The 24,102-nt window shown below is 68.6% G+C and carries 22 protein-coding genes; 16 read left to right on the top strand and 6 right to left on the bottom strand.

The features are described 5' to 3' along the window. The 3 genes from B7438_RS18115 to B7438_RS18105 all read left to right on the top strand — a co-directional run. Positions 1 to 1,076 (top strand): LPXTG cell wall anchor domain-containing protein (locus B7438_RS18115; RefSeq protein WP_218775187.1); only part of this gene is annotated, 1,076 nt, incomplete at its 5' end. Between the two features lie 326 nt (positions 1,077 to 1,402). Beyond that, a complete protein-coding gene (locus B7438_RS18110; protein WP_085371084.1) occupies positions 1,403 to 2,671 on the top strand; it encodes a saccharopine dehydrogenase family protein in 1,269 nt (422 codons plus the stop codon). Positions 2,672 to 2,812: 141 nt separating this feature from the next. After that, a complete protein-coding gene (locus B7438_RS18105; RefSeq protein WP_085371083.1) occupies positions 2,813 to 4,831 on the top strand; it encodes a helicase HerA-like domain-containing protein in 2,019 nt (672 codons plus the stop codon). A 59-nt stretch (positions 4,832 to 4,890) separates the two neighbouring features. Here B7438_RS18105 and B7438_RS18100 read toward each other — a convergent pair whose 3' ends face one another. Continuing rightward, on the bottom strand, positions 4,891 to 5,775 hold the full coding sequence (locus tag B7438_RS18100; RefSeq protein WP_085371082.1) for an aminoglycoside phosphotransferase family protein: 885 nt from the start codon (positions 5,773 to 5,775) through the stop codon (positions 4,891 to 4,893). Then, positions 5,772 to 6,656 carry an AraC family transcriptional regulator gene (locus B7438_RS18095; RefSeq protein ID WP_247597292.1) on the bottom strand — a complete coding sequence of 295 codons (885 nt, stop codon included), beginning with the start codon at positions 6,654 to 6,656 and terminating at the stop codon, positions 5,772 to 5,774. Before B7438_RS18095 ends, B7438_RS18100 begins: the two co-directional genes overlap by 4 nt. 17 nt (positions 6,657 to 6,673) lie before the next feature. On the opposite strand from B7438_RS18095, the gene B7438_RS18090 reads away from it, so the two are divergent. Then, positions 6,674 to 7,282 carry an N-acetyltransferase gene (locus B7438_RS18090; RefSeq protein WP_085371081.1) on the top strand — a complete coding sequence of 203 codons (609 nt, stop codon included), beginning with the start codon at positions 6,674 to 6,676 and terminating at the stop codon, positions 7,280 to 7,282. A 3-nt stretch (positions 7,283 to 7,285) separates the two neighbouring features. On the opposite strand, the gene B7438_RS18085 is transcribed toward B7438_RS18090, so the two are convergent. Beyond that, on the bottom strand, positions 7,286 to 7,822 hold the full coding sequence (locus tag B7438_RS18085; RefSeq protein ID WP_256922120.1) for a hypothetical protein: 537 nt from the start codon (positions 7,820 to 7,822) through the stop codon (positions 7,286 to 7,288). A gap of 417 nt (positions 7,823 to 8,239) precedes the next feature. Here B7438_RS18085 and B7438_RS18080 point away from each other — a divergent pair, with 417 nt between their 5' ends. After that, positions 8,240 to 8,752 (top strand): FBP domain-containing protein, encoded by a 513-nt coding sequence (locus tag B7438_RS18080; RefSeq protein ID WP_085371079.1) that lies wholly within the window; start codon positions 8,240 to 8,242, stop codon positions 8,750 to 8,752. A 50-nt stretch (positions 8,753 to 8,802) separates the two neighbouring features. Here B7438_RS18080 and B7438_RS18075 read toward each other — a convergent pair whose 3' ends face one another. Beyond that, on the bottom strand, positions 8,803 to 10,176 hold the full coding sequence (locus B7438_RS18075; protein ID WP_085371078.1) for a DUF1254 domain-containing protein: 1,374 nt from the start codon (positions 10,174 to 10,176) through the stop codon (positions 8,803 to 8,805). Between the two features lie 119 nt (positions 10,177 to 10,295). Beyond that, positions 10,296 to 11,288 carry an AraC family transcriptional regulator gene (locus tag B7438_RS18070; RefSeq protein ID WP_085371077.1) on the bottom strand — a complete coding sequence of 331 codons (993 nt, stop codon included), beginning with the start codon at positions 11,286 to 11,288 and terminating at the stop codon, positions 10,296 to 10,298. 248 nt (positions 11,289 to 11,536) lie between these two features. Between B7438_RS18070 and B7438_RS18065 the strand changes: the two genes are divergently transcribed. The 10 genes from B7438_RS18065 to B7438_RS18020 all read left to right on the top strand — a co-directional run bounded on the left by B7438_RS18065 (position 11,537) and on the right by B7438_RS18020 (position 22,845). Next, complete coding sequence (locus B7438_RS18065; RefSeq protein WP_085371076.1) at positions 11,537 to 11,869, top strand: hypothetical protein; 333 nt, start codon at positions 11,537 to 11,539, stop codon at positions 11,867 to 11,869. Positions 11,870 to 12,118: 249 nt separating this feature from the next. Continuing rightward, positions 12,119 to 13,204 (top strand): nitrilase-related carbon-nitrogen hydrolase, encoded by a 1,086-nt coding sequence (locus B7438_RS18060; RefSeq protein WP_085371075.1) that lies wholly within the window; start codon positions 12,119 to 12,121, stop codon positions 13,202 to 13,204. A gap of 113 nt (positions 13,205 to 13,317) precedes the next feature. Then, positions 13,318 to 14,421 carry a sugar ABC transporter substrate-binding protein gene (locus tag B7438_RS18055; protein ID WP_085371074.1) on the top strand — a complete coding sequence of 368 codons (1,104 nt, stop codon included), beginning with the start codon at positions 13,318 to 13,320 and terminating at the stop codon, positions 14,419 to 14,421. Between the two features lie 101 nt (positions 14,422 to 14,522). Next, the gene (locus B7438_RS18050; protein ID WP_085371073.1) at positions 14,523 to 16,031 is read left to right on the top strand and encodes a sugar ABC transporter ATP-binding protein; all 1,509 of its coding nucleotides are present in this window, start codon (positions 14,523 to 14,525) and stop codon (positions 16,029 to 16,031) included. 58 nt (positions 16,032 to 16,089) lie between these two features. Next, complete coding sequence (locus B7438_RS18045; protein ID WP_085371072.1) at positions 16,090 to 17,166, top strand: ABC transporter permease; 1,077 nt, start codon at positions 16,090 to 16,092, stop codon at positions 17,164 to 17,166. Between the two features lie 56 nt (positions 17,167 to 17,222). Continuing rightward, positions 17,223 to 18,236 carry a LacI family DNA-binding transcriptional regulator gene (locus B7438_RS18040; RefSeq protein WP_085371071.1) on the top strand — a complete coding sequence of 338 codons (1,014 nt, stop codon included), beginning with the start codon at positions 17,223 to 17,225 and terminating at the stop codon, positions 18,234 to 18,236. A gap of 31 nt (positions 18,237 to 18,267) precedes the next feature. Further along, positions 18,268 to 19,209 (top strand): aldo/keto reductase, encoded by a 942-nt coding sequence (locus tag B7438_RS18035; RefSeq protein WP_085371070.1) that lies wholly within the window; start codon positions 18,268 to 18,270, stop codon positions 19,207 to 19,209. A gap of 45 nt (positions 19,210 to 19,254) precedes the next feature. Further along, positions 19,255 to 20,904, top strand: coding sequence for a GMC family oxidoreductase (locus B7438_RS18030; protein ID WP_085371069.1), 1,650 nt, complete (start codon positions 19,255 to 19,257; stop codon positions 20,902 to 20,904). Positions 20,905 to 20,939: 35 nt separating this feature from the next. Continuing rightward, positions 20,940 to 21,656, top strand: a complete 717-nt coding sequence (locus B7438_RS18025) for a gluconate 2-dehydrogenase subunit 3 family protein (RefSeq protein ID WP_085371068.1) — start codon at positions 20,940 to 20,942, stop codon at positions 21,654 to 21,656. A gap of 175 nt (positions 21,657 to 21,831) precedes the next feature. After that, positions 21,832 to 22,845, top strand: a complete 1,014-nt coding sequence (locus tag B7438_RS18020; protein WP_085371067.1) for a LacI family DNA-binding transcriptional regulator — start codon at positions 21,832 to 21,834, stop codon at positions 22,843 to 22,845. Here B7438_RS18020 and B7438_RS18015 read toward each other — a convergent pair. Continuing rightward, positions 22,828 to 23,406 (bottom strand): TetR/AcrR family transcriptional regulator, encoded by a 579-nt coding sequence (locus B7438_RS18015; RefSeq protein WP_085371066.1) that lies wholly within the window; start codon positions 23,404 to 23,406, stop codon positions 22,828 to 22,830. The genes B7438_RS18020 and B7438_RS18015 overlap by 18 nt on opposite strands. Positions 23,407 to 23,517: 111 nt before the next feature. Here B7438_RS18015 and B7438_RS18010 point away from each other — a divergent pair, with 111 nt between their 5' ends. Beyond that, a complete protein-coding gene (locus B7438_RS18010; protein WP_085371065.1) occupies positions 23,518 to 24,084 on the top strand; it encodes a hypothetical protein in 567 nt (188 codons plus the stop codon). Positions 24,085 to 24,102: the final 18 nt, after the last annotated feature.

Genomic DNA, 24,102 nt, shown 5'->3' with positions numbered 1-24,102 from the left:
TCGCGAATGCGGACTCGGTGGCTTCGGCTTCGGGGACGACGACGGCTCAGGCTGCGGCGCAGGCTGCGGCGAACCCGACGGCGTCGACGGATGCGTCGGCGGATGTGTCGACGGACGCGAATGCGGGTTCGCAGGCTGCGGCTGAGGCTGCTGCTGATGTGAGCACGGTTGCTGGTGAGAACGCGTCGGCGTCTGCTGCGGCGACCGCGAACAACACGGCTGCTGCTCAGGCTGCTGCGCTCACGGATGCGTCGACGGATGCGTCGGCGGATGTTGCTGGCGCGACGGCGAACGCGAACRYGAAYGAGAAYGCGTCGGCTTCTGCTGCGGCGTCGGCGGATGCGGATCCTGCTGCGGAGGCTGCGGCGTTCGSGAATGCGGAYTCGGTGGCTTCGGCTTCGGGGACGACGACGGCTCAGGCTGCGGCGCAGGCTGCGGCGAACCCGACGGCGTCGACGGATGCGTCGGCGKTCGCGAATGCGGACTCGGTGGCTTCGGCTTCGGGGACGACGACGGCTCAGGCTGCGGCGCAGGCTGCGGCGAACCCGACGGCGTCGACGGATGCGTCGGCGGATGTGTCGACGGACGCGAATGCGGGTTCGCAGGCTGCGGCTGAGGCTGCTGCTGATGTGAGCACGGTTGCTGGTGAGAACGCGTCGGCGTCTGCTGCGGCGACCGCGAACAACACGGCTGCTGCTCAGGCTGCTGCGCTCACGGATGCGTCGACGGATGCGTCGGCGGATGTTGCTGGCGCGACGGCGAACGCGAACGACGAGTCGAGCAAGGAGGGTACGGCCACCACGATTGCGTCGGTGACCGGTAGCGCGAATGCCGAGGTCTCCACTGCTGGTGGGTCCAACGCGAATGCTGGCACGAACGGAACCAGCACCAGCACCAGCACCAGCAATGGCACCACCACAGGGTCCGGTAACGGCAAGCTTGCCAGCACCGGTTCTGACACCACTGGTTGGCTCGTCGGCGGAGGCATCACCGGTCTCCTCCTCGGGCTTGGAGCGTTCCTGTTCGGACGCCGTCGTAAGGCGGAGGACGAGAACGGAAGCACCACCATCAGCTAGTCGACAGGCTGGCTGAACCGCCACACGCGGTAAACCTACAGGCGGGGCCCGGACGTACATGTCCGGGCCCCGCCCACGTTAATGAAACCCTCCTCGCTACTCGTCACTCAATGACACGGCAACTCTGCGCTCAGGGCCAGCCAGCGAGTACCACACCGCGCGGCCGAAACGCGAGACACCGCGACGCAGAACAGGGCGATCGCGCCCCGTGGCTGATACCAGATCGTCGCGATCGCCGGAGGTGAAGCCGATGCCGGTTGTACGCCCTGGACTCGCTGCCGAGATCCCCTTGACCGCTGCCGCGTCCGGCGCGCTAGCGTTGCGCCATGAGAATCCTGCTCGTGGGCGCCGGCGGTGTCGGCGACGCCATCGCGAAGATCGCGGCGCGTCGCACCTTTTTCGAGACCATCGTGGTCAGCGACTACGACATCGGCCGGGCGGAGCGGACCATCGACTGGATTCGCGGACGGCACGGCAACGAGGTGGCGTCGCGGTTCGTCGCCGCCGCCATCGACGCGTCCGACCCGGATGCGGTCGCGGCGGTCGCCACCGAGCATCGCGCCACCCATGTGATGAACGCGGTCGAGCCCAAGTTCGTGCCGACGATCTTCGCCGGTGCCCTCGCAGCCGGTGCAGACTACCTGGACATGGCGATGAGCTTGTCGGAGCCGCATCCCACCGACCCGTATGCGAAGACCGGGGTGAAGCTCGGAGACGACCAGTTCGCGCAGCGCGGAGACTGGGAGTCGGCTGGCCGGCTGGCGCTCGTCGGCATGGGCGTGGAGCCCGGCCTGAGCGACGTGTTCGCCCGGTACGCCGCCGACACGCTGTTCTCCCACATCGAGGAGCTCGGCACGCGCGACGGAGCCAACCTGGTCGTGCGCGACAGCGACGGCGTCGAGATCTTCGCGCCGTCGTTCAGCATCTGGACGACCATCGAGGAGTGCCTCAACCCTCCGGTGATCTTCGAGAAGGACGCCGGCTGGTTCACGACGCCGCCGTTCAGCGAGCCGGAGGTGTTCGATTTCCCGGAAGGGATCGGTCCCGTCGAGTGCGTCAACGTTGAGCACGAGGAAGTGCTGCTGATGCCGCGCTGGATCGACGCGGAGCGGGTGACGTTCAAGTACGGGCTGGGGGAGGAGTTCATCGGCATCCTGCGCACGCTGCACCAGCTCGGGCTGGACTCGACGACGCCCATCCGGGTGCGCAGCCAGAACGGTCCGGTGGAGGTGGCGCCGCGGGATGTGGTGGCCGCCGCACTGCCGGACCCCGCCACGATCGGGCCGCTCATGACGGGAAAGACCTGCGCGGGCGTGTGGGTGAAAGGCACGGGCGTGGAAGGGAATCCGCGCGAGGTGTACCTGTACCACGTGAGCGACAACGAGTGGACGATGGCCGAGTACGAGTCGCAGTGCGTGGTGTGGCAGACGGCGATGAACCCGGTGATCGCGCTGGAGCTGCTCGCGACCGGCGCGTGGTCGGGCACGGGTGTGCTCGGGCCGGAGGCGTTCGATGCCGCGCCGTTCCTGGAGCTCATGGCGCGTGCCGTTGCGGAGGGCGGGTACGGCCAGCCGTGGGGGCTCAGGGAGCAGTGACCCGCGCCCGCCGCCGAAGGGTTCGAGCCGGGAGTTGTGGCCGCCTTCGCCCGGTGTGTCGCGTGCACAGGTCCCGGCTCGATTGGGGCGGGCGTGAGATGGATTGGTGCGGGCGCTGTATGGGGACCATAGAGTGAGCGCATGAGTGACGCCGATGCACTTGCCACAGCCCAGGCCGACGCGAAAGCCGCAGCGGAGAACGCCGCGCGACTGCAGGCGGAGGCGACGGAGGCACTGAAACGGGCCCAGGATGCGGCGGCCGCCGCGCAGGCGCAGGCCGAGGCCGCGCAGGCGGAGGCGGAGGCGGCGCAGGCGCGCGCGGAGGCGTCGCAGACGGCGGCTGCTGCGTCGGACGCCGCAACGGCGGCCAGTGCGGCGGCGACGGAGGTGGCGCCGCCGGCACCTGCCGCGCCTGCGCCCGCTGCAACGGCACCTGCCGCGCCTCCGCCCGCTACGTCGGCTCCTGCCGCGCCAGCGCCTGCCGCGGCGCCCGCATCCACCCCACCAACTCCCACCACCCCTACCCCGCTCACCGACGCCGAGGTGGACGCGGTCCGCGCCGGCTATGCGTTCACGGGCGCCGCGCTCGAGATGGGGGCGCTGGTCAACGGGGACGCGCGCGCGGACGTGCCCGTGCGCATCCCGTTGGCGATGACGAACAGGCACGGGCTGGTGGCCGGAGCGACCGGCACGGGCAAGACCAAGACGCTGCAAGTGCTCGCCGAGCAGCTGGCGGCGAACGGCGTTCCCGTGTTCGCGGCCGACATCAAGGGCGACCTGTCCGGGATCGCCGTGGCGGGCGAGGCGAACGACAAGCTGCTCGACCGCACCAGGGGAATCGGCCAGGACTGGACGCCACGCGCCGCCACCACCGAGTTCTTCTCGCTCGGCGGCACCGGCAAGGGCATCCCGATCCGGGCGACCGTCGCCGGGTTCGGGCCGCTGCTGCTGTCGAAAGTGCTCGGGCTGAACGACACGCAGGAGTCCAGTCTCGGACTCGTGTTCCACTACGCGGACAAGGCCGGGCTGCCGCTGCTCGACCTCAGCGACCTGCGCGCCGTCCTCACCTTCCTCAACAGCGCGGACGGCAAAGCGGAGCTCGCCGACCTCGGCGGGCTGTCCAGTGCGACCGTCGGCGTGATCCTGCGGGAGCTGATCGCGTTCGCCGACCAGGGCGCAGACGCGTTCTTCGGCGAGCCGGAGATCGACACCGCCGAGTTCCTGAAGCTCGCCCCCGACGGCACCGGGGTGGTCAGCCTGCTGGAGGTTCCCGGCGTCCAGGACAAGCCTGCGCTGTTCTCCACGTTCCTGATGTGGCTGCTCGCCGACCTGTTCAACGACCTGCCGGAGGTGGGCGACCTCGACAAGCCGAAGCTGGTGTTCTTCTTCGACGAGGCGCACCTGCTGTTCAATGACGCGTCGAAAGACTTCCTGGCTTCCATCACGCAGACCGTGCGGCTCATCCGGTCGAAGGGCGTCGGCATCTTCTTCGTCACGCAGACCCCGAAGGACGTCCCGTCCGACGTGCTCGCGCAGCTCGGGTCCCGCGTGCAGCACCAGTTGCGCGCCTTCACACCGGATGACGCGAAGGCGCTCAAGGCGACCGTCTCGACCTACCCGAAGTCGGGCTACGACCTCGCCGAGGTGCTGCAGCAGCTCGGCACCGGCGAGGCGATCGTCACGGTGATGGGCGAGAAGGGCGCCCCGACCCCGGTCGCGTGGACGCGGCTGCGCGCACCGCAAGGCTCCATGTCGCCCGCTCCGGAGGCGCAGCTCGACGCGACCATCGCAGCATCCCCGCTGCTCGCGAAATACGGCACGGCCATCGACCGCGACTCCGCCCGCGAAATGCTCACCCGCAAACTGGATGCGGCTGCCGCGGCCGCCGAGGAGCAGGAGCGCGTCCTCGAGCAGGCGAAGGCCGCCGTGGAGGCGCAGAAGGCCGCAGACAAGGCGGCGGCGGCGCAGGCCAAAGCGCAGAAGGCCGCGGACGCCGAATACGACAGGCTGCTGAAATCGACCGGCCCCACCTCCCGCGGACGGCGCACGACCTCGAAACCGCAGCCCAACATCCTGGAGCAGGTGCTCGGCTCGAAGGCGACGGCGTCCATCCTCACCGGGGTGGTGGAGGGGATCTTCGGCACGCGCAAGCGGCGCTGAGGGCGGTCGGGGGAAGGTGACGAGATGGCGGCGGCCGGAGTGCGCGGCCGCCGGGGCGATCAGCCGAGCCCGATCCCGGTCGCGCCCGCGTCCCGGGTTGGCTCCGGCAGCAACCCCCGCGCCAGCCGCGCCACCTGCAGCGTGTGGCCGGGGCCTTCGCCGCTGCGCTCCGTCCAGCAGGACGAGAGCGCGGCCCACGCGAACGCCCAGCGCAGCATCCGGCCGGGCTCGACGTCCGCCGCCGCGCTGATCACGCCGAGCTGGCGCTCGAAGCGGCCGGGCGCGGTGGCGAGGCGCGCATCCGGGTTACACAGGATGTTGGCGTAGTCGAAACCGGGGTCGCCGACGACGTGCTTCGGGTCGATCGCGAGCCAGCCGACCCCGCCGTCCCCACCGCCGCCGAAGTCGAGCACGTTGCCGTGGTGCAGGTCGCCGTGCAGCACCACGTCGGCGACCGGATGCGCGATCAGCTCGCGTGCGACGGAGGCAGCGTGCGCGTACAGCCCGTCGTGCGCGTCCGGATGCTCGGCCGCCTCCGCGAAGAGCTCGCGGAACCACGTCGTCAGCCCCACCAGCCCGTCCGGTCGCGGACGGTCGTCGACGGCGTGCAGCCGCTCCGCCGTGCTGCACAGGATGCGCGTGGCCGCGTCGTCCCCGTCCGGCCCGGATGCGGCGATGGTCGCCAGGTCGCGGTCACCTGTCGCGCGTTCGATCAGGATGGCGTCGCCCTCTGCCTCGTACACCGGGGCGGCACCGCGGCCGTCCCACCAGGCGAGAAGACGGGATCCTGCTACCTCCTCCTCGACCGTCGCCAGCTTGAGGAACGCCGGGCGGCCGCGCCACTCCACGGGCTGCAACACGCTCGACGGGGTGGCGAACGCGTCGCCGGAGGGAGTGAGCCTCCACCGGTCGCGCCAGGGAGCGAGGATGCTGTCCGGCTTCATCGACCGCGCCCCGCGTCGGCCGCGTATGCGCCCGGGGTGGTGCCGACCACCGCTTTGAACTCGCGCCCGAAGTGCGCCTGGTCGGCGTAGCCGAGCTCGGCGGCGAGGTCCGCGAGCAGCGGAGGCGCGGGGGAGCGCAGGGCGGAGGCGGCCTCCTGGAGCCGGTAGCGCTGGATGAGCCACTTCGGGCCGAAGCCGATGTGCCCGGCGACGAGGCGTTGCAGGTGACGGACGCCGAGCCCGAACCGCTCGGCGAGCTGCTCCACCCTGGTGATGGTCCTGTCCGCCTCCACCGCCTCCACGATCGCGTCGACCAGCCGCGCCTCTGCACCGGGAGGAGGCAGCGTGCCGAGCCAGGCCTCGATCGCATCGACGGCGTCGCGGTCGTCGCCCGCCCGCATGGCGTCCCGGATGCGTGCGGTCGCCGCCTCCACCCCCGGCAGCAGGAGCGCGTGGCGCTGGAATCCGGCGGGCAGGCCATCGGCGAGCGGCACGGTGGACGGCAGCGTCCGCACGCTCGTGCCGGAGAGCCCGCGCGCCACACCGGGCCGCAGCATCGCGCCGAACGCCCAGCCGTGACCGCTGAGTGTCTTCACGCTGAGCCCGCGCCTGGCGCGGTGCAGAGCGACCTCCTCGTCCTCGATGACGAGGTTGGCCGTCGGATATTCGAGCACCTGCTGCCGCAGCAACGTGCCGTCGGCGAGCTGCCAGCGGGGGAGCCAGTAGTGGCGGACGAACGCCGCGGCGTCGTCGCCCGGCCACAGCCGTTCGATGCTCACCGGCGCCGCCCCGTTCTCGTTCAGGTGCCCGTGACTGACCGGCGCTGCGCCGAGCCCGGTGCGGGCGTCGACGGCAGGTACGGCAGCGGCGGAGGTGCTCACGCTGACATACTTTCACGGTGAGCTCGATCCGTCCCTACCAGCCCGGCGACCGCGACGACGTGTACACGGTGTGCATCAAAACAGGGGCGAGCGGCGGGGACGCCACGGGGACGTACACGGACGACGACCTCATCCCGGATGTCTTCGCCGGTCCGTACGTGACGTACCAGCCCGACCTCGCGTTCGTCGTCGACACCGGTGACCACGTGGCCGGGTACGTGATCGCCGTCGCGGACAGTGCGGCGTTCGTCGACTGGTACTCGCGCGAGTGGATGCCGGCGTTCGCGGAGAAGTACCCGGTCGAGAGCGCCCGCGACGACAGGGAGCGCGAGGCGATCGGCTTCGGCCTCGACGTGCACGGGATGCTCGTGCCGGAACTCGCCAAATACCCCGCCCACCTGCATATCGACCTCCTGCCCGAACTGCAGGGGCAGGGCTTCGGCCGCGCACTCATCCGCACGCTGCTCGCCGCCCTCCGCGAGCGCGGGGTGCCCGGTGTCTACCTGAAGATGTCCCCGACGAACCACGGCGCCCGGGCGTTCTACGAGCGGCTCGGGTTCCACGAACTGCCGTCGAGCAGGCCGGACGGACCGGTATACGGCATCTCGACGTCCGCCGAGGTCTGAGGCTCAGCGCCCGAAGCGCGGCAGCCGCTCGAACCAGTACAACAGGCCGGGCGATGCGCGGCGCAACTCCGCCAGCGTCATCGAGTCCTCGCGCCGGGTGACGGGCACGTCGAGCTCCTCCGCCACGCGCTCCATGTCTTCGAGCGCCCAGAACTGCCCGCGCATCCTGATCAGCAGTTTGCCGTCCGTGCCGGTGACGAACAGCTGCGGCTGCGTGTCGAGCGTGCTGCCCTCGTACAGGTTGACCATGATGACGGAGCCGACGCTGCCGGGACGCACATCCACTGTCCTGCCGAAGAAGCCGCGCTCCCGCACGAAATCGTGGCCCACCTGGATGGTCGTGCTGAAGAAGGCAAGCACGGCGACCGTCGTTCCGCCGATCACCACGATGTGGATGCCGAGCACGAGCGGCCAGACGCCGTCCGGGATGGTCAGCCAGTAGAGGACGGCGAAAACCGGGGTGGTCAGAGCCAGGATGGCGATGATTCCGCGTGCGAAAAGGTGGGCGTGCGGACGCAGCACAACTGCCTCCTGCGTCACGCCCGTCTCCTGTCTCAGCTCACGCCGACCCTCCATACTTCGAGGATCGCCTACCTGGAGGCGTCCCGGTAGCGGCATTTTGGGGGACACGGACGTCCGGTTTTCGGCGTATGGCGCCCATCCGGAGCTGTCCGGGTCGCACGCGGGGGCGTTTGCTACACTGCCCGTGTGTCCACCTCGCTCATCCCCGTGCTGCCCTCCGGGCGTCAGGAGGTCGTCGGCGTTCTGAACGCCGGCGTGAGATAGCGTCGCCGTCCCCTGCCTTCCACCTCGCGCTTCCAGCGAGGGATGCGGGGCTCGATCGTGCGCGCCCGTCGCGGCGCCGGTCGTCCCGTGCAGACATCGACGCGCATCCGGGCTTGCCGGCCCGTGCGACCTCAGCGGCCATCGCCGCCATTTCCGATTGGTGACACCTTCATGCTTCCCCTGATCGAGCAACAGCTCCGTTCGTCCTTCGTCAACGCCTCCCGCAAAGAGGTCAGCGACCTGACCCTGCCCGCCGACTTCCAGACCATCGACTGGAACGCGCTCGACTATCTCGGCTGGCGCGACCGCAAACAGCCGAAGCGCGCATACGCGGTCGTCATTCTCGACGACGCCCCCGTCGGCCTGCTCCTCCGACAGGCGGAGGCGTCAGCGCTCAGCCGCCCCCAGTGCTCCTGGTGCCAGGACGTCAACCTGACCAACGACGTCTCGTTCTTCAGCGCCAAGCGCGCAGGCCAGGCCGGCAAGAACGGCGACACGGTCGGAACGCTCGTCTGCACCGACTTCGGCTGCTCGGCCAACGTCCGCAAGCGCCCGCCCCTCGCATACGTCGGCTTCGACGTGGAGGCGGCCAGGCAGGAACGCATGGCGAGCCTGCGCGAGCGCGCGGCCAGCTTCGCGGTGTCGGTGCTGCACGGGACCGGCAGCGGGGGCGGCGGGCGGTGAGGTGACGGGTGGGCGGTGACGGGCAGGCGGGTTATGACCAGCCCGCCTTCTCATCCCCGCCGCAGCACTTCCGGCGGCAGCCATGTCCCGTCCAGGATCGGCTCTTTCGGCCAGTATGCGCGGATGTACAGGGAGAACGGAGCTTCCGGGGCGGGAAGCCAGTTCGACTCCGGCGCGTCCGCGGGCGGCCGGTGTCCGACGTACAGCGTGAGGCTGCCGTCGTCGCCGTAGTGCAGGCCGGGGTTCTTGGTGCCGAGAGAGTATCGGCCCTGCTCGTTCTCGTAGTAGAAGTGGTGCTCGTTGTAGAGGGTGAGCGACCAGAAGCCGTCGACAGGGGGAAGCTCGCCCGCCGCGAAGGTCACCTCGTAGTTGCCGTCGCTGCCGTTCAGCTGGCGGCCGCTCGAGTCGGTGTCGGTGAAGATGTACTTCGTCTCCTGCGGGGTGTTCTCGAACATGTTCGAGCGGGCGATCGCGGCCCGGGTGACGTAGTCGGTGCCGAACGCCGAGTTGTTCTTCGCGGAATACCATCCGTTGCCGGCTTCCGGTCCGTTGTGCTCCCAGCGCAGAAGCGGGGTGATGATCTCGCGCTCCGCCTCGGCGGCCACGTCCAGCAGTGCTCGCTTCAGGTCGGGGTCGCTGTCGGCCGCATCCAGGATCGCGGTGAACTGCTGGTAGAGCGCCTCCTCGCCCGGCAGCGGAGGAACCATGCCGAGCACATCCCGCAGCTGGTCGAAGAAGTGGTCGGGCTCGACCCAGTGGATCTCGTCGGCGCTCACCTCGCCGGGCACGGGAAAGCTCGGGACGTGCTCCCAGTCGTATGGATGCGCCGTTCCGTCGAACTCGTCGAGCGGGTAGATGTTGATCCGCTTGATCAGCTCGATCACGGCCGCGCGGTCTTCCGGGGTGTCCTCGATGAACACGCGCGGACAGAACGCGACCAGCGCGGTCGAGGACCGGAACACACCGGCGATCCCGTCGGGGAGGTCGCCGTCCCAGTCCGGACCGACCAGTGCGTAGAAGCCGGCCTTCGTGCCGTACTGCTTCCCCAGCTGCGCGAAGGAGTCCGTGCGCTGGTCCCACGCGGCGGACACCCAGAACCGGTCGCCGAAGTCCGGCAGCTGCACGATGACGGGCGTCACATCCAGGTCGCCGAAGCCGATCCCGTACAGCACATCCTGGTTGGTGCAGGCGATGAAGCGTTGCCCCGCCGGGATGTAGTCGGTGAGCATGCAGACCCGGTTCAGCGGAGCATTCGGCAGCACCCCGCCACGCAGGCCGGGCTCGGGCACGGACGTGATCGCAGCGCGCCGATTGATCATCGAGACCATCGGCCAGCCCCACACATACGCCATCCGGCCGACGGCGCGCACGTACGCCTCGGTCAACCTCGTGTTCGGTGTCGGTCCGGTGACGTTCTCGGTCATGTTCCGCTCCCTGCTCGTGGTGCGGCCCATCGAACCATTGACGCCGAGGGGCTGTCTAGCCCCGTTCTGCGACGTGGATGCTCAGCGTTCGACCGTCATCCGCCTCCCGACGGCGGGCGTCACTGCCCGGTCGAACGCAGGGTGTCGGACGGCCGTTCGGAGAACGCGGCGGCGTATGCGGCGGCGAAGCGTCCCAGGTGGACGAAGCCCCAGCGTGTGGCCACCTCCGTCACGCTGACCGTGCCGGGCGCGGCCGCCAGCAGTTCCTCGCGCACCTTCTCCAGCCGGAGGCGGCGGAGGTAGGCCATCGGCGTGGTGTCGAGCGAGCGGCGGAAGCCCTCGTGCATGCTGCGCACACTGAGTGAGACGGCCGACGCCAGTTCCGACACCGTCCAGGGATGCGCGGGGCTGCTGCGCAGGAGCTCGACGGCCCGAGACACCGGCCGGGCGCCGGGGTCGGGGGCGGATCCCGTCAGCTGGGCCGAATGGCTGTGCGGCTGGGCGAAGAGCAGGTTGTTCATCAGGAGCTGTTCGAGGCGCTGGAGCGTGAGCGGATGGGAGAGGGGTCCTCCTGGCTGCTCGGAGACGGCGTCGATGAGGCGGAGGGTCTGGAGCATCGCGCGGCCGCCTGGGGCCATCAGGTCCAGCTCGCCCGTGAATTCGAGCGGTCGCGTCAGACGCTGGTCGAGCATGCTCTCGAGTTCGAGCTGGAGGTGTTCCCGGGGGATCATCACGGAGACCTGCGCGAAGCCGACGTCGCAGTCGAGGTCGACGGGCCTCCCCGGCATGAACACTCCCGCGGTGCGCTGCGTTCCGTAGATCGGCGATCCGAACGCCGCGCGCATCGTCGCGCGCCCCGCCGTCGGGATGTCGACGTGGAAGTTCATGGCCTCTGCCGTCTCGATGCGCACAGCGTCCTCGAACTGCATGTACCCGACGGTGACCCGGCCGACGGTGAGGGCGTTCAGGTCCAGCGCGACGCTCTTCGATGCCCGCGCCGTCGGGAAGTCGACCGGCAGGAAGACCTCGGTGAGTGCTTCGCGCGCCTGGTCGATCCCGCGGCACGACACGATGCGTCGGCTGCGGAACATCTCGGCCGAGTTCGCTTGCATCCCGTGATTGTAAGCACGGCCGTCGACGGGCTCATGACGAGCCGCACAAAACGGACACAGATCCGCGCTGGGCGGATATCGACCCGCTCGAACCGCCGCATACCGTGAATTCCGTCGCAGCTCCCCGGCTCGGCACCTGCACGGTGGCCTTCTCCTTCGGGTGGGGAAGGCCGCCGTGCCTCCTCCGCTGTGCTCCGCGTGCACTGCCGACGGAACACCCAGGAGACGGCAATGGAACTTCGCGAACGATGAACGAGTCGAACGCACGGACGAGACCCCGGTGGTGCTCGCGCTGCGGAGCCCGCGCCCGGGTCATCCAGAACCCGTACTACGGGGTCGGCCTCGCCGTCCACCGCTACTTGACCGGATGCACGCGCTGCGGTTTCGTCGAGTTCCTCCCGACCGCGCATGCGCCGCGCCCCGAGAGCCAGCCGATCGTGTCGGCCGCGGACACCCCGCGCGGGGCGCGGCTGCGCGGGGCCGTCCGGGGGTGGGTCTCGAAGAGTCGGTTCTCGCTGTTCCTCGTCGGTGCCCTCCTCGCGGTCACCACGGGTGTTGCGGCACTCGCCGTCACGCGATAGAGCCTGCTCTGTGAGTGCGCTCACTCGATTTTGCGATCTGATTCCTCGCCTGTCGGCTGCTGAATTAATGGCGGCTCTTCTGTGTCAGAAAATGGCAAATAATCAGCTGTTTTACTGGAAGTCCAGACAGCATTGTCTACCGCATCCGGGCGGGGCTTGAGTGGTATTCGCGCTGAAAACAAACATTTGACAGCGTCTGATAGTGCGCTAACATGACCACACGCACCCCAAACAACGAAGGAGTTGGACGTGACTGAGCCGTACACAGTCGTAGCGCTCTCGCCGCTGCAGATCCCGATCGTCGAGCCGGAAGACGCGCTGAAGAACACCAAGCGCATCATCGGCTTCATGAAGACCGCGGTCGGCGTGGCAGCGACAGAGGGCCACCCGGTGAAGCTGGTCGTCATCCCCGAGATGGCGATCCAGGGAATGCACATGGCATTCACCGCAGGCAACCGCGAGGCGGAGAAGAAGTTCGCCCGCACCATCCCCGGTCCGGAGACCGACGAGCTGGGCAAGGCCGCTCGTGAGCTGAACACCTACATCGCCGGCGAGCTGTACCTGGTCGCCGACGACGACTTCCCTGACCGCTACTTCAACTGCGCGTTCATGATCGACCCGAACGGCGATGTGATCTACCGCCGTGCCAAGGCGACCAGCGACGGCTTCGAGGGCGGGACCCTCGGCACCACCAACCCGCACGACCTGTGGGACGAGTGGATCCAGAAGAAGGGCGACGGCAATGTGATGGACGCCATCTACCCGGTCGCCAAGACGCCGGACATCGGCAACATCGGCTACGTGATCTGCCACGAGGGCGCATACCCCGAGATCGCCCGCGGCCTCGCGATGAACGGCGCGGAGGTCATCATCCGCGCGACGCTCATCGAGCCGCAGACCTCGCAGGGGATGTGGGAGGTGCAGAACAAGGCGCACGCGCTGTTCAACAACGCGATCGTCGTCGCACCGAACCTCGGCCCGGAGCTCGGCCCGGACGGCGTCATCAACGACCTCTTCGGCGGCCGCTCGATGATCGTCAACCAGCGAGGCAAGATCATCACCGAGACGCCAGGCGTCACGGCGGGCGACACCTTCGTCAGCACGACGATCGACATCGACGCCCTGCGTCGCGACCGTCAGGCGAACGGCGTGTTCAACGGTTTCAAGGATCTGCGCACCGAGCAGTACGCCGCGATCTACGAGAAGCCGATCTACCCGAAGAACCAGTACCTCGACGCCCCTCCCGGCGAAGGATGGCTGGCCCGCGAGCGCGAGACCCGCGCCCGCAACATCAAGCTGCTCGAAGAGCGAGGCGTCTTCACCCCTCTCGACTGAGCCAGAACGTGCGAGCGGCGGCCCCTCCGACCGTCGGTCCCCTCGGGACGATGCGCCGCCGCTCGCACCCCCAGCTGTACCTAGCACCGATCACCTCACAAGGAAGTGGAACCATGATCAGTCCCAGCAGCACCACGAGAAACACCCGCAGCCGTACCCGAACCATCCTCACCGTCGCCGGCGTCGTCGCGGCCACCGCTCTCGTCTTGAGCGGATGCGCGCGAGGCGGAACAGACGGAGCAGCAGCCAGCGACGCAGACAAGAAAACCGGCAAGGGCCTGGTCATCGGCTGGAGCCAGCGCGGCATCAGCGGCAGCGACTGGTGGAAGACCCTCGTCGAGGGCGGCCAGGCCGAAGCCAAGAAACTCGGGGCGACCATCCAGTTGCTCGACGCGAACGGAGACACCGTCCGCCAGAACGCCGACGTGCAGACCCTGATCACCAAGAACGTCGACGTGGTGATCATGAACCCCAACGACCCGATCGGTGTCGGAGCCTCTGTCGCAGCGCTCCAGAACGCCAAGGTGCCGCTGGTCACCGTCAACTCGAACCTCGACCCGTCGCTGGTCAAGGACATGTACTGCTACGTCGCGGAAGACCAGGGATACACCGGCTCGCTCGCCGGCGAGGTCGCCGCGAAGAAGGCCGTCGAGAAGTTCGGCACGACGGGCGAGATCAAGGTCGTCGGCATCGGCGGCTTCCCGGGCGATGTGCTCAGCGACCTGCGGTTCAACGGATTCATGAAGGGCTACGAGAAGGTCATGAAGGCCTACCCGGGCATCACGACCAAGAAGCTCGAGACGAAGTACGGCGAGTGGAAGCCGGACAAGGCTCTCGCGCCCATCCGGGACGTCGCGACGGCGAACCCCGACCTCAAGATCGTCTACAGCATGAGCGACGTGATGGAGGGCGGCATCGAGCAGGGTCTCCAGCAGGCCGGGATCTGGGGCGACGGCGTGATCGTCGCCGGGTACGACGGCGGAATGAACGTCGTGAAGGAGATGGTCGACAACCCGACGGGGCCTCTGCAGGCCACCGCATCCAACCAGCCGTGGGACCAGGGCGTCGCCTCGGTGAAGATGGCTGTCGCCGCGTACAACAACGACAAGACGGCGTGCCCGAAGAAGGAGGTCTTCATCAAGACCACCGTCGTCACGCCCGAGAACGCCAAGGACTACTACAAGCCGCAAGACACGTACGTGCGGGCGAACGACTAAGCGCCAGCGGGTACGACCAGGAGTCGCTGCGCCCGATGTCATCGGTTCGGGCGCAGCGACCGCTGGGAAACAGACAAGTCACGAAGAAGTGCGGAGAACTTATGGACGAGCTGCAGCTCGAAGGCATCACCAAGGGCTACCTCGGTGTGCAGGCGCTCAAGGGGGTGAGCTTTTCGGTCAGGCGGGGGAGCATCCACGCCCTCGCCGGACAGAACGGTGCGGGGAAGTCGACGCTGGTCAAGATCCTCTCGGGGGCGGAGATTCCGGACGGCGGAACCATCAGGCTCGGCGGGGAGGTCGTGAAGTTCCGCGAGCCGACGGATGCGCAGGCGGCCGGGATCCACACCATCTACCAGGAGCTGAGCCTGGTGCCGTCGCTCTCGGTCGCCGAGAACATCTTCCTCGGCACGCTTCCCAATAAGGGGAGCGTCGTGAACTGGGCGCAGATGCAGGCCAAGTCCCGCGAGGCCCTGGCCCGCGTCGGCTTCGACCTCGACGTGACGCAGCCGGTCTCGAGCTTCTCCGTGGCGGAGCAGCAGGCCGTCGAGCTGGCCAAGGCGCTGCACAAGGATGCGCGCGTGCTGCTGCTCGACGAGCCGACGTCCACTCTTCCCCTGCCCGACGTCGAGCGCCTGTTCACGGTGCTGCGCAAGCTCGCGGCCGAGGGCGTCACGCTCCTCTACATCTCGCACCGCATGGATGAGTTGTACAGCCTCTGCGACGCGGTGACCGTGCTGCGCGACGGCGTGACCGCGGCCGACCTGGCCACGGCGGACACCAAACCGGCCGACGTCGTGACGGCGATGGTCGGCAAGAGCCTGGAGGGCTCCATCGCCGACGCCGCCCTCCGCGGCGAACGCAGCCCGCGCCTCGGCGCCGGCCGCACGGACAGCATCCTGATGTCCGCCCGCGGGCTGGGGGAGGACGACCGGGTGTCCGGCATCGACTTCGACCTGTACCGGGGTGAGGTGCTCGGCATCTCCGGGCTGATCGGGTCCGGCCAGTCGGAGCTCGCCAGCCTGCTCGCCGGCGCCCGCAAGAGCACGGACGGGCACCTCACGATCGACGGCAAGCAGGTCACGTTCGCCTCGCCCCGCGACGCCATCCGGCTCGGCATCGGACTGCTCCCGCAGGACCGCAAGGCGCAGGGGTTCATCCCGGACATGGGGGTCGCGGGCAACATCACGCTGGCGAGCATGCCGATGTTCAGCAGGCTCTCCGTGATCGACGGCAAGCGCGAGAAGCGAACGGCGCAGGACATGGTGGCGAAGCTCGGGATGAAGGTCTCCAGCGTCAACCAGCCGATGAAGACCCTGAGCGGCGGGACGCAGCAGAAGGGCATCCTGGCCCGCTGGCTGGTGCGATCGTCCCGCCTGCTCATCTGCGACGAGCCGACACGAGGCGTGGATGTCGGCGCCAAGGAGGACATGTACGAGCTGATCCGCGACTTCGCCCGCTCGGGCGGAACCGTGATCATCGCGAGCTCGGAGATCTCCGAGGCGATGATGTGCGACCGCGTGCTCGTGATGGCCAGAGGTCGCGTGGTCGCCGAACTCGACCACGACGAGATCGATCCCCAGGGTCAGACGATCCTCCAGCTCCTCGCCTGAGCCCCCCGGGCTCACCACCCCCCGAATCACCTGACTGAACCCAACGACGGGAAAGACAATGTCGAACAAACTCCTCCACGAGCCGGCGAAGCCGGCCAAACCGGCCACCGAGTCCGGCGCCGCCCCGGCGCACTCCGCCTGGAGAGGCGTGGCCAAGCGCGTCCTTCCGAAGACCTACCTGCTGCTGGTCCTCGTCGTCATCATCGTGATCGGCTACTACGTCTCCGCCGACTTCCTCACGCTGAGGAACGCGGAGAACGTGATCGCGGCGGCCTCCATCGTGGCCGTGCTCGCCGTCGGTCAGTTCTTCGTCATCCTGACGGGCGGCATCGACCTGTCGGTCGGCTCGATCCTGGCGATGTCGACGGTGATCGTCGCTCTGACCCTGCAAGCCGGCATGGCGACAGGGCTCTCGGTCGCGTTCACCCTGTTCTGCTGCGGGATCGCCGGGCTGATCAACGGGCTTCTCGTGGTGTGGCTCCGAATCCCGCCGTTCATCGCCACGCTGGCCATGATGAGCGCCGTCAAGGGCTTCAGCTACATCATCCAGTCGACCAGCCTCATCCAGATCACCGACCAGACGTTCGTGGACCTCTTCGCCCGCGGCACGAGCCTCGGGCTGCAGAACCCGGTGATGATCTTCCTGATCGTCATGGTGCTCGCGGCGCTCGTGGCGAAGTTCACGACCTTCGGGCGCTCGCTGTACGCGATCGGCGGCAACCCGGAGGCGGCGCGGCTCTCGGGCCTGCCTGTGGCCCGCAACCTCCTCATCACGTACACGATGTCCGGGCTGCTGGCGGGGCTCGCCGGGCTCATCGCCGCCGCACAGCTCCGCCAGGGCAGTTCGCTCATCGGCGTCGGCTACGAACTGGATGCGATCGCAGCGGTCGTCGTCGGCGGTGCATCCCTGATGGGCGGCAAGGGCGACCCGATCAGCGCCGTGATCGGCGTGTTCGTGCTCGCCACGATCATCAACGTGATGAACCTGGTCGGCATCTCCTCCGAGCCGCAGCTGGTGATCAAGGGCGCGGTGATCGTGATCGCGGTCTTCCTCTCCAGCGCGGGCGGCGTGCAGCGGATCTCCGGATTCTTCCGCAGCCATCTGGGTCGCCGCAGCGCACGGACAGCGGGCTAGCCACGATGTCGGCACCTTCGAGCACAGACAAGCATTCGACGACTCGCGGTGCCAGGATGATCGACGTCGCACGCCTCGCCGGGGTGTCCCAGCAGACGGTGTCCCGGGTGGTGAACGGGAGCACCAACGTCGCCCCGGAGATCCGGGAGCGGGTGGAGCTGGCCATCCGGCAGCTGCGGTATCGCAGGAACCCGGCGGCCCGCGCCCTGGCCAACGGCCAGACGATGAACCTCGGGATCGTCAGCTTCGGCCTCACCCAGTACGGTCCGTCCGTCGCACTCAGCGGTATCGCCGACGAGGCGAGAAGCGCGGGATACGCGACCAACCTGGTGACCCTCGGCGACGTCGACCGCACGGCCATGAAGGCGGCGCTCGACCACTTGGCCGAGGATGCGGTGGACGGCATCGTCGTGCTCGCGCCGGTCGAGGCCGCCCTCGAAGCGATCACCGGGCTGGAGGCCGGCGTGCCGCTCGTGGTCTTCGAGCCGGGAGCCCCGGAGGGGACGACGAGCGTTGCGACCGACGAGGTGGGAGGAGCAGCGCTCGCCACCAGGCACCTGCTCGACCTCGGCCACGACACGGTCTGGCAGGTCGCCGGACCGAGCGGCTGGCTCGGGTCGGACGCCAGGATGCGCGGCTGGTCGGACACGCTCGCGGCGAGCGGCAGGGTGACCAACCCGGTCATCTCCGGAGACTGGTCGACGCGCTCCGGGTACGCGGCCGGTTGCGACATCGCCCGCAACCCGGACATCACCGCGGTGTTCGTCGCCAACGACCAGATGGCGCTCGGGGTCGTCAAAGCCCTCTCCGAATACGGGGTGAGGGTGCCGGAGGACGTCAGCGTCGTCGGCTTCGACGACGTGCCGGAGGCGCGGTACTACCGGCCGGCGCTGACCACCGTCCGCCTCGACTTCGAGGAGGTCGGGCGCCTCGCTGTCGACCGCATCCTGCACCTGATGCGCGGCGGTCATGCCGACGCGCTGCCCAGGGTGCTCCCGGAGCTGGTCGTGCGCCAGAGCACGGCGCCGCCCTCCCAGACGCCGCGAACCATCCAGCAACACCTGAGATAGCCATCAACACCTGAGAGAGAAAGCGAAGCGCATGACCATCAAACAACTCGGACGCACGGGACTCACCGTCTCCGACATCTGCGTCGGGACCAGTGCCCTCGGCAGCTTCCCTGCGCAGTACGGCTACGAAGTGGACACGGAGACGGCCGTTGCGACCATCCGGCGGGTGTTCGACGGGCCGTTCACGTTCATCGACACCTCGAACGAGTACGGCGGCGGCGACAGCGAGAAGCGCATCGGGCAGGCGATCCGCGAGAACGGGGGAGTGCCGGACGGAGTGGTCGTGGCCACCAAGGTCGACCCCATCCCCGGGACCACCGACTTCTCCGGCGACCGGGTGCGCCGGTCGGTGGAGGAGAGCCTCGAACGTCTCGGCCTCGACCGGCTGCCGCTCGTCTACCTGCACGACCCGGAGAAGATCAGCTTCGAGGAGGGCGTCGCCCCCGGCGGTCCCCTCGAAGCGCTGATCGCGCTCCGTGACGAAGGCGTCATCGACTACCTCGGCGTCGCGGGAGGGCCGATCGACCTCGAGCTGCAGTACCTCGCGACGGAGGCGTTCGACGCCGTCATCAGCCACAACCGCTTCACGCTGGTCGACCAGTCGGCCGAGCCGCTGCTCGACGACGCCCAGGCCAGAGGCGTCGCGTTCGTCAATGCGGCTCCCTTCGGCGGCGGGATGCTGGTCAAGGGCCCGGATGCCGTGCCGACGTACTGCTACGCCCCCGTCAGCGACGAGGTGCTCCAGCGCGTGCGCACGATGGAGTCCCTGTGCGAGGCATACGGCGTGCCGCTCGCCGCGGCCGCCCTGCAGTTCTCCGTGCGCGACCCGCGCGTCACCTCCACGATCGTCGGGATGTCCGAGCCGAAGCGCGTCGAGCAGACCGCCCTGCTCGCCGCCACCGACATCCCCGCCGAGCTGTGGGACGCCCTTCTGCCCGTCGCACGCCTCGGCCGCTCCGGTGTGCTGGCGTAGCCGGCGCAACGCCGCCATCGAACCCCCGAAAGGAAAGGACACAGAATGACCACCATCAAGAACCCTGAGCCGGTCGACGTCGTGATCGTCGGCGCCGGCGCAGGAGGGGCGACGGCAGCCAAGGTGCTGACAGAAGCCGGCCTGCGCGTGGTGGGACTCGAACGAGGCCCGTGGCTGAAGCCGGAGCACGCATCCGGCGACGAGCTGAAGTACCTGAACCGCAACTTCATCTGGCAGGACCCGAAGCTCAAGCCCCGCACATACCGTCAGAACGACAGCGAGGAAGCTGTCATCACGAACTTCTCCGCGACCCCGCAGGTCGTGGGCGGCGGCACGACGCACTGGGGCGGCATGGTTCCCCGGATGACCGTCAACGACTTCCGCCTGCGCTCGCTGCACGGCGACGTCGAAGGGGCGAGGCTGGTGGACTGGCCGATCAGCTACGACGACCTCGAGCCGTACTACACGCGGGTCGAGTGGGAGTTCGGAACCTCGGGTCTCGGCGGCGCGAACCGCTGGGAGGGTCGCCGCACCCGCGACTACCCGACCAAGCCTGCGCCGCTCAGCCAGATCGGCCGCACCTTCGCGACCGCGATGAACAAGATGGGCCACAGCACGTTCCCGATGCCCCAGGGCATGGTCACCGAGCCGTACCGCGGTCGCAAGCCGTTCAGCGAGAACGGCTTCTGGCAGCAGTATCCCGACCCGGGCAGCGGCAAGTCGTCGACGCTGATCAGCTTCATCCCGGATGCGATCAACACCGGCCTCTACGACCTGCGGCCGGACTGCTACGTCAGCGAGATCCTGGTCGACAAGACCGGCAAGGCGACCGGTGTGCGCTACCAGGACGAGAACGGCAACGAGTTCGTGCAGAACGCGAAGGCCGTGATCGTCTGCGGCGGCGGGATCGAGACGCCCAGGCTCCTGCTCATGTCGAAGTCGGCGCTGTTCCCGGATGGGCTGGGCAACGGCAGCGGGCAGGTCGGCAAGAACGCGACCTTCCACCAGTACTCGTTCTCGGTCGGCCTGTTCGACAAGGAGCTGCACGACCCGCTCTACGGCTGGTCAGGGCACTACATGAACCTGTGCTCGTTCGACTTCTACGAGACGGACGAGTCGCGGGGGCACATCCTGGGCTCGCTGATCTTCCCGTCGATGCTCGGCCACCCCGTCAACTGGAGCTTCCCCGGCCGCCCCACCTGGGGTCAGGCGGCGAAGGACGCCGATCGGGACCTGTTCAACTACAGCATGAAGATCGGCATCCTGCTGCACGACCTCCCCGTCGAGTCCAACAGGGTCGACCTCGACCCGACGGTGAAGGACGCGTGGGGACTCCCGGTCGCCCGCATCACCCACACGCCGCACGCCAACGATTTCGCGCAGGAGAAGTGGCAGGTGAAGAAGAACGGCGAGATCCTGGAGGCGGCAGGCGCATCCAAGATCGTGCCGGTCAACATGGAGCGCATCACGGGGAACACCTCGCACGAGCTCGGCACGGCCCGCATGGGCGACGATCCGGCCACCTCGGTGGTCGACAGGTGGTGCCGGTCGCACGAGGTGCCGAACCTCTACGTGTTCGACGCCAGCTTCTTCCCGACGGCGACCGGCATCAACCCGGCACTGACGATCATGGCGAACGCCTGGCGGTGCGCCGACCGCATCATCGCCGTGGACCGTCATGGCTGGACCGACTGACCTCAACCACGATTTCAGAGGAGACAACGATAACTATGGGACAGGCAGAATGGGTCACCGTGCCGATCTCGACGCGCGATTCGAAGGGGCCGCTGTTCTTCACGGAGCACGAATGGGCGACTGTCGAGGCCGCCACTGCGCGCATCATTCCGACGGACCACCATCCAGGAGCGAGAGAAGCAGGCGTGGTCCGCTTCATCGATCGGATGCTGGCGGGGACGCAGTTCGTCTTCCCGGCAGCTGACGGCAACGGGTTCCTCCGGATGGAGGGGCTGGAGGAGAAGGCCTGGCAGGAGCGCATCGAGAGCCGCCGGACGTTCTACCGGGAGGGGATCGTCGAACTGGACGGCATCGCCACCGAGAAGTTCGGCGCCCCGTTCGTCGAGCTGGACGACGACCAGCAGGACACGGTGCTGGAGACCATCTCGCGCAAGGAGAAGCCGGCGAAGTTCGCCTTCGCGGACTCGGACGGGCAGGGGAGTGGGGGAGCGCCGGCCGGCAACCAGCCTGTCAACGAGGACTTCCTCGAGTTCTTCCCGCTTCTGGTGCTGAACACCAGGCAGGGTTTCTACGGCGACCCGGTCTACGGCGGGAACGACAACCGCGTCGGCTGGCGGGTCATCGGGTTCCCCGGCCCTCCGTCGCTCGCCGCGACGATGGACGGCAGCTACACGACGCTCGACTACATGATCCCGGAGGCCGAGTGGCCGTACGAGCAGCACCCCGCCGTGCTGCGCTACGGCAACCGCTGAGGCCCTGGCAAGGGATCCGGCAGGATCGCGAGCGGTCTGGCGCGCCTTTCCGGCGCCCGGCCGCTCGCGGTCGTACTCGCGGTCATAATGGGGGAATGATTTCCTCTTCCGTGCGTTCGCCGGGCGCCGGGGGCCGCCGGTGACGGAGCAGAACGAGGCGCCGCGCGCGGCGCGGATGGTCGATGTCGCCCGCCTCGCCGGGGTCTCGCAGCAGACCGTCTCGCGGGTGGTCAACGGCCACTCGAACGTCGCTCCCGAGATCCGCGAACGGGTCGAACGCGCCATCGCCCAGCTGCGCTACCGTCGCAACTCGGCGGCGCGCACCCTCGCGACCAGCAGGTCGATGAACCTCGGAGTGCTCAGCTACGCGCTGTCCGTGCACGGTCCGGCGCTGGCGTTGTTCGGCATCGCGGAGGAGGCGCGCAGGAGCGGCTACGCCACGAGTCTGGTGAGCCTCGCGAACGTGGACCGCGCGAGCATCGAGGCGGGCCTCGACTCCCTCGTCGACGACGGCGTGGATGCGATCGTGGTGCTGGCGCCGATGACCGCCGCCGTCGAGGTGCTGCACCGGCTCGACGCGGATGTGCCCGTGGTGCGGTTCGAGCAGGGCTCGCCCGCCGGGCCGTCCACCGTGTCCGTCGACGAGACGCTCGGCGCCCAGCTGGCCACCAGACACCTGCTCGACCTCGGTCACGAGACCGTCCACTTCGTCGGAGGGCCGGACGGCTGGATGGCGTCGGATGCGCGCCGCCGCGGCTGGCAGACCGAGCTCGCCCTCGCCGGCCGGGTGACGCCGCCCGAGTTCACGTCCCCGGACTGGTCGGCGGAGTCCGGCTACCGGGCTGGGGTCAGGATCGCTGCTGACCGCTCGATCACCGCCGTCCTCGCGATCAACGACGCGATGGCCCTCGGCCTGATCAAGGCGCTCCACGACAACGGGGTCTCGGTGCCCGGAGACGTGAGCGTCGTCGGCTTCGACGACCGCGACGAGTCCCCGTACTTCCTGCCGGCGCTGACCACTGTGCGGCTCGACTTCACCGAGGTGGGCCGTCGGGCCGTCGAGAGCGTGCTCCGCTCGCTGCGGGGAGAGGCGCCGGAAACCATCCCGCTCATCCAGCCGGAGCTCAAGGTGCGCGACAGCACGGCGCCGCTGACGCGTTGCGTCGCTGACTCAGCGCGTGGTGTCTGAGCCGGTGAGTGCCCTGGCGCTCCGGATGAAGGAGGCGGCGAGCGCGTCGGCGTCGTCCAGGTAGCCGGCGACCATCGCGCCGTCGCGGATGAGCATGAGGTCGTCGGCCGTCCCGCGCGGGTCGCTCAGGCCGAGCGGCTGCACGATCTCGCCGAACGTCGCCTTGCACCAGGCACGGTGGGTGTCGACCTCGATGCGGACCTGGCTCGTCGCATCCGGGTACTCGGCGGCCGCGTTGATGAACGGGCAGCCGCGGAAGCCCTGCTCGCACGCCATCGAGCCCAGCTGCTCGGCGATCAGCTGGAACACCCGGTCTGCGCTGCCGCCGGCGGCGGCGATGGCGCCGGTGATGCCGTCGCGTTCCAGCTGCGCCCTGCGCTGCAGGTGCGCGACCACGAGGTCGTCCTTGCTCTTGAAATGACGGTAGAAGGTGACCTTCGTCGTCCCGGCGCGCTCGATGACCTTGTCGACGCTGACCGCGCGGAGACCTTCTGCGTAGAACAGTTCGGTCGCCGCCTCGATGAGTCGCTCCCGCATCGACGATTTCACGCTCCCGATCATAGGTGTTCTCCTCACGTGCTCTTGCGCGCCCGGCATTCGGTGGCTACGGTTACTCCATGTAGAGTGACTAGTCATTCTACATGACATCCCTCTCGGAAGAACGGAACCAGAATGACCACGACAACACCGGATGCGCCGCCAGCATCCATCGCCGCCTCGCTTCGCCGCCTCTACTTCGTCCGCTTCGGCTTCGCCATCGTGTGGGCGATCATCGTCGGGCTCAGTGCGGCGAGCATCACGCCACTGAGCGCGACGCTCCTCGCGATCTATCCGGTGTTCGACCTGGTCGCGGCCGTCGTCGACCACCGGGCGTCGCGGGCGACGCGGCCGGCAGGGCTGCTGTACGTGAACATGGCGTTGAGCGCGCTCGCCGCTGTCGGGCTCATCGTCGCCGTCATGTCCGGCCGGTCCGCTGTCCTGCTCGTCTGGGGCCTCTGGGCGGTGACGGCGGGCGCGGTCCAGCTGATCGTCGGGCTCTCCCGTCGCAGCCTCGGTGGTCAGTGGCCGATGATCCTGAGCGGCGGGATCTCCGTGCTCGCCGGCGTCGCCTTCGCGGTGCAGTCCGGAAGTGCGGCTGCATCGCTCGTCGGACTGGCGGGATACGCGACACTGGGAGGCATCTTCTTCCTGGTCTCCGCCATCCGACTGAACCGCACGGCCACGGGCACCGCCCGCTGACCATCCACGCATTGCACG

It is taken from the genome of Leifsonia sp. NCR5 (assembly GCF_002105485.1).
Classification (GTDB): Bacteria; Actinomycetota; Actinomycetes; order Actinomycetales; family Microbacteriaceae; genus Leifsonia.
The sequence above is the reverse complement of the archived record's forward strand: the minus strand, read 5'-3'. Positions and strand labels throughout refer to the sequence as shown.

Excerpts from the sequence above, each read along its gene's own strand:
- B7438_RS18110 (WP_085371084.1), top strand. The coding sequence starts at position 1,403 with ATGAGAATCCTGCTCGTGGGCGCCGGCGGTGTCGGCGACGCCATCGCG.
- B7438_RS18105 (WP_085371083.1), top strand. The coding sequence starts at position 2,813 with ATGAGTGACGCCGATGCACTTGCCACAGCCCAGGCCGACGCGAAAGCC.
- B7438_RS18100 (WP_085371082.1), bottom strand. The coding sequence starts at position 5,775 with ATGAAGCCGGACAGCATCCTCGCTCCCTGGCGCGACCGGTGGAGGCTC.
- B7438_RS18080 (WP_085371079.1), top strand. The coding sequence starts at position 8,240 with ATGCTTCCCCTGATCGAGCAACAGCTCCGTTCGTCCTTCGTCAACGCC.
- B7438_RS18075 (WP_085371078.1), bottom strand. The coding sequence starts at position 10,176 with ATGACCGAGAACGTCACCGGACCGACACCGAACACGAGGTTGACCGAG.
- B7438_RS18070 (WP_085371077.1), bottom strand. The coding sequence starts at position 11,288 with ATGCAAGCGAACTCGGCCGAGATGTTCCGCAGCCGACGCATCGTGTCG.
- B7438_RS18065 (WP_085371076.1), top strand. The coding sequence starts at position 11,537 with ATGAACGAGTCGAACGCACGGACGAGACCCCGGTGGTGCTCGCGCTGC.
- B7438_RS18055 (WP_085371074.1), top strand. The coding sequence starts at position 13,318 with ATGATCAGTCCCAGCAGCACCACGAGAAACACCCGCAGCCGTACCCGA.
- B7438_RS18050 (WP_085371073.1), top strand. The coding sequence starts at position 14,523 with ATGGACGAGCTGCAGCTCGAAGGCATCACCAAGGGCTACCTCGGTGTG.
- B7438_RS18045 (WP_085371072.1), top strand. The coding sequence starts at position 16,090 with ATGTCGAACAAACTCCTCCACGAGCCGGCGAAGCCGGCCAAACCGGCC.
- B7438_RS18040 (WP_085371071.1), top strand. The coding sequence starts at position 17,223 with ATGATCGACGTCGCACGCCTCGCCGGGGTGTCCCAGCAGACGGTGTCC.
- B7438_RS18035 (WP_085371070.1), top strand. The coding sequence starts at position 18,268 with ATGACCATCAAACAACTCGGACGCACGGGACTCACCGTCTCCGACATC.
- B7438_RS18030 (WP_085371069.1), top strand. The coding sequence starts at position 19,255 with ATGACCACCATCAAGAACCCTGAGCCGGTCGACGTCGTGATCGTCGGC.
- B7438_RS18025 (WP_085371068.1), top strand. The coding sequence starts at position 20,940 with ATGGGACAGGCAGAATGGGTCACCGTGCCGATCTCGACGCGCGATTCG.
- B7438_RS18020 (WP_085371067.1), top strand. The coding sequence starts at position 21,832 with ATGGTCGATGTCGCCCGCCTCGCCGGGGTCTCGCAGCAGACCGTCTCG.
- B7438_RS18015 (WP_085371066.1), bottom strand. The coding sequence starts at position 23,406 with ATGATCGGGAGCGTGAAATCGTCGATGCGGGAGCGACTCATCGAGGCG.
- B7438_RS18010 (WP_085371065.1), top strand. The coding sequence starts at position 23,518 with ATGACCACGACAACACCGGATGCGCCGCCAGCATCCATCGCCGCCTCG.